The following is a 4,874-nucleotide window of genomic DNA, read 5'->3' as shown; positions in this document are numbered from 1 at the left end:
TCTCCGAAGCTAACGACAATCAGAGAGACGATAACTCTTTGGTCACCCAAGAACTGACTAAGGCTATCACAGAGAGCATTCAACCGATTATGGTCAAGTGGTATAGAACAGGACAAACATATTTAGCAATTGGATCTGAGCATGGAGGTCGTTTGATGCTTCAGATCAATGCTCATGCTGCGGAAATTCCTACTCTTCTTCGAGGGAGAAGTGTTACTCATAATAGTAATGATCCAACCTCTGGAAAAAATCGTCCCATTAATGATGAGCATATCAAAAGGATTAAAGACTATATTATTGAACGGGCTGAATCAAACAACAAATGGATTTTGGGAGCAATTACTGCTAATGTCGATCCATCTAAAATCAAATATCAAAAAATTTGGGGAGATTTGTATGTTGTAGTTATTTTGAATAATACCTCACTAGAGATTACTGATGGACAGCACCGCAGAAGGGCAATTGTTGAATTAATTGAATCTGATGGAACACAGCGTGATTTAATTAAAGATTCTACATTTCCTATTAACTTAGTCCTTGAGGGTGAGTTTGAACAATGTCAAACGGATTTCTGTGATATGGCTCAAACTCTTGCAATGCCTCAATCTCTTTTAGTCGCTTATAGTGGCTTTGGGAAGGATGCAATTGCTAGATTTGTTGTTGAAAATGTTAATATTTTTCATGAAAAAACACAAAAGATCAAATCAACTCCTGGATCTAAGACCGGTTACATTTACACTATTAATTATGTAGCAAAGCTGGTCAGTTGTTCATTTGCAGGTCATCCTACCGATAAGTTATCTCAAGTCAACAAACGTAATTTGGTAAAACAGTATGGACAGGAATTGAGTGACTGCCTGAATTCCTTTTTTCTTCTCTATTCACAAACCGCAGAATTCCCGGAAAAAAGCCAGAACTGGAAAAAAACAGCTCGGTTAACTGGAGAGATCCTTAGTAAAGACCAACTGTATTGGAAAGATGCTGCAAAATTTCGTGAGTCTTCTATTTTAGGCATTAGTGCTGGATTAGAAATTTTAGGCAATGTATTGTACTATATTCGTCAATATAATGATAATAATTATTTTGATGAAGAAATGGTGAAACAGATTGCTCAAGATATCGATTGGTCAAAGCAAGGGCCATGTTGGAAAGATACAGTCATTATTCCAGATGGAAAAGGTGGCACTAAAATTAGTGCTGGTCGAGGTTCTGTAAAGACAGCATTGCAAAAATGTCTCCAGCAACTAGACTGGGAATAGTAAGAAAGTAGAGTGTCTTCAGGAACACACTCTACTACAGGATTACTCCCAGTGTTGTAATTCTTGGAACCAGGCTTGGATTTGGTCGCGGCGGGTTTCAAAGGTGGCGGCGATCCAGATGAGGGAAATTCCGACTCCTAGGGCAACTAACCATTTGGAGAAAGGATAGTCGAAAATAAGAATGCCTAACTGATAGAAAACATTGAGTAAAAAGCTGGTGGTTCCGATATAGAGAAAGGCGCGGATTTTTAGGGAGAGTCCGGCAAAAATGATGAGTAAACTGAGGGTTCCAGTGAGCGTACCGATCCATTGTTGGGCAGTAAAGGAAATTAAACTAATGGTAGCGGAAACTAGCAGACGAAGGTTATGGCGAAGTTTTCGGTTTTGGGGAGAGTTTAAAAGGGGATCGACTTGGATGATGTAGAGGAGGGATAGACTGATGGTGAGGCTATACCAGAAGATTTCGGTAATAGGAATATTGAAAAACGATCGCCAGATTATCCAGTTGAGGACGGCTAAGGTGAGGTAGGTAAAGCGAATTTGTTTGCTGGCGATCGCCAATCCGATATAATAAGCAGCAATGACCACTAAGCTGGCTTGGTTTAAAATAGCTGGATTCTCTAACATCGCATAGACCGGGATCGCAATGCCTGCCACTTGCCAAGGGCGTTTTGACCATCCCCAAGTTTCCCAGGGAAGGAAGTAAAGAAAGTAGGCAAATAAGGTCGCAATAGCTCCTTTCCAAGCCACTAATAGACCGCCTAAGAGTTGGGCAACAGGAGTATTTAACCAGTAAATTCGCATTCCTAGGGCTTCTAAAAACCCGAGATAGACCCACAATTCTTGGGGTGAGAGGTTGCCCTCTCCCACGGAAGAGTGGGCTATAGAATGCTTATGGCGACCTTGGCTGATGGCGTAGAGAACTAATGCTGTACCCGTGGCAAATCCTAGGGTCATTCCTTGTGCAATGGGGTTAAAAGTGGCGATGATTAAGAGTAGGCTAGAGGTGAACCAATGGAGATGACAAATCCAGCGAAATTCTCTAGGAGTAAGTTGGAAATAAGGGCGTAAAAATTTTCCTAATAGGCGATAGGCGTAGAGGATACTACTGCCTAGGGTTGCCATGAGAATCAGTCCATCACCAGTTGCACCTCCGGGTTGTAAGGACAGTTGATAAAAGAGGAGTTCGTAAGCGCACGCGGTGATTCCAGCAAGGGCAAGATAAATGAGGGGTTTAAATTTCGGCGATCGCTTGCCAATACCGAGGATAATAATCGCTAAAGCTAGGGTGGTGATTCCTGTCCAACTTGAAACTGTTCCCCAACGGAGGATCGCCCCCAAAATCCCGTAAGCTAGGGGGATAATATGCCAGGCTGTACCCAGATTATTGGTTTCTGCGGGCTGTTTTGAACTCCACCAGTCGCCGAGTAATTGAGCGCATAACCCCAAAATTAGGTTAATCAGGGCAAGGTTAATGATGGGAGCGTCAAAACTTCCCAGGGTTTCGACGGCTAAGAGTTCAATTGTCCATCCGATTGCAAATAATCCCCAGTTGCTGATTGTGCCCAATTGGGAAAAAACAGGGGCGGGGTGACGAGGACGTTTTTTCTGACTGTAAAGAAGGGCAATCAGGAGGAGGATTAAGCTGATGAAAATGGTGGTTTGTGGTGTGAGAGTGTTGGTGTAGACGAGGATAGAATGGAGGGTGAGCAAGATTAAGCAAAAGAGGCAGAGCGCGATCGCCCATCCATGGAAACTTTTACGATAGAGTCGAGTTAACTGGCGCTGCCATTGTGCTTTACCCAGACGTAGGTTTTTTGCTCCTATCCATAATCCTAGAACATTGACTGAGCCGACGATCCACCAGGCGGTTGAGGGAATATCAATCCAGTCGGATAAAATCACTCGCTCGGTGACTAACCCTAAGCCAACGGTCATGGCAGTCAGATAAAGTTTAGGATAATAGCGACTATGACCGATTAGGATTAGGCTGGCAACCAGTAAACTTAAACACCTAAGATCGAAAACGTTCATCGTGGGTAAAACTGCTACCATGACAGCCGCACTACTCCATCCAATAGCAGTAGGTTGGGGGGTTGGATACCAACTGCGATAGGCGGTTGCACCACTGAGGAGCATACTGGTACTGATGGAAAGATAATTAGGGGTAAGTAGCCCTTGACTTACCCAAGTGCTTTGGAGGATAAGAACTGCACCACAGAGGGCGATCGCCCAAATATCCAGCGCTCTGCTGTAATGAGAGATACTTTTGTAAAACGTATAATGACGGATTCCCCATAATCCAGAAACGGCGATCGCCCCCAGCATTAACCACAGGGTATCAATCGGAGGCGGCATTCCTGGAACGAGATCCCACAAAATCAACCCTAGGGTACTTAAGGCACAACCAATGGTAATCCCAGCAGTGACGAGATTGGGCAATTTACGGGTATTGAATACCATGATTAGGGTGGCAACGGCTAGCCCAAACCCTCGCCATCCTGGAGTTTCAAACAGCAGGGTTTGAGCAACCAAGAGCATAACCATGCTCAAGCGAGGGGTAATATTGAGCCGATGAGAATGGGGTGAATAGCTAATCAGGGTGAGCGTTGCAGGGATAGTTAACCAGGTGAGATGGGTGAGGGTAAAGCTATACTGTTGCCGGGTAGCGTCAAGCAATCCATAGGCGATCGCCGCTAACCCAAATCCGATTAACCAGGCACTTTGTTGCCAGATTTTTTCATAGGAATTCGGTTCTGGCGATAATGCTCCGCATCGCTGGCGCGATCGCCGCAGCTCGGAAAACCACCATTCTATAACTGTAATTTCGAGCAAAATCAGCGCCCACGTGTTTAAGGTTAAGTCAGGGCTGGCATAATCAATGAAGCTTAAAAGTAGGGCTAATCCAGTGAAGTGATTGAGATAGACAAGCAGGTGAAAAGAATGCAGGATTTGCAGATCGTATCGCCGCTTCGTTAGCCACACGATCAGAAAAATTAGGTTCGTTAAACAGAAAATCCGTAAAATGGAATTGGGGAAACTGAAGAGCAGTAAGCTAATTCCCAATCCTAGGGCAACCCATTCGGAAAAATGGGCGAGTTTGGATTTTTCCTGTCGATAGAAGCGATCGCCCATGTTAACGATCCAAATTAGGTAAGGCAGTCCAAGGGTACTGATGAGAGCGATCGGGTATTCTTGAGCTTGGGTAATAGCGATCGCTGTGGCGATAATTTGCCCTTGTGTGATTTGTGGAATAAAATTCCACAGCAGGATAGCAATTTGAGCGACAATCAACCACAGGATTGCCAGATCGCGCCGATTTTGCCAACGATAGATGAATTTGTGATAGATTTGTGTGGCGATTAAACCAATCATGACTCCTTGCCAAGGAAGCGTCACCCAGGTAGAGACAAACCAGGCAACAAAGAGGATACTTAAACCCAGGCGATTGATCGGTTTATAGTATTGAGAACGACGGGTGAAGGCAAGCCAAACGGCAAAAGTTCCACAGAGCGCGATCGCTAATCCTAAATGGGGCAAAAGAACTCCTTGCACAAAAATAGCACGAAAGAGTAGAATGCCAATGGCATAGAGACTAAGGCGGCTCAATTGCAG

General features: G+C 44.4%; 1 protein-coding gene and 1 pseudogene. One reads left to right on the top strand and one right to left on the bottom strand.

Features of this window, described 5'->3' with window-relative positions:
* On the top strand, positions 1–1,259 hold a 1,259-nt coding region (locus AC3A14_RS24045; RefSeq protein WP_487779206.1), incomplete at its 5' end, for a DNA sulfur modification protein DndB.
* A gap of 42 nt (positions 1,260–1,301) precedes the next feature.
* On the opposite strand, the pseudogene AC3A14_RS24040 reads toward AC3A14_RS24045, so the two are convergent.
* A pseudogene (locus tag AC3A14_RS24040) lies at positions 1,302–4,874 on the bottom strand (hypothetical protein); the annotation flags it as partial.

The organism is Roseofilum sp. (assembly GCF_982964205.1).
This window is presented reverse-complemented; position numbering and strand designations above follow the sequence as displayed.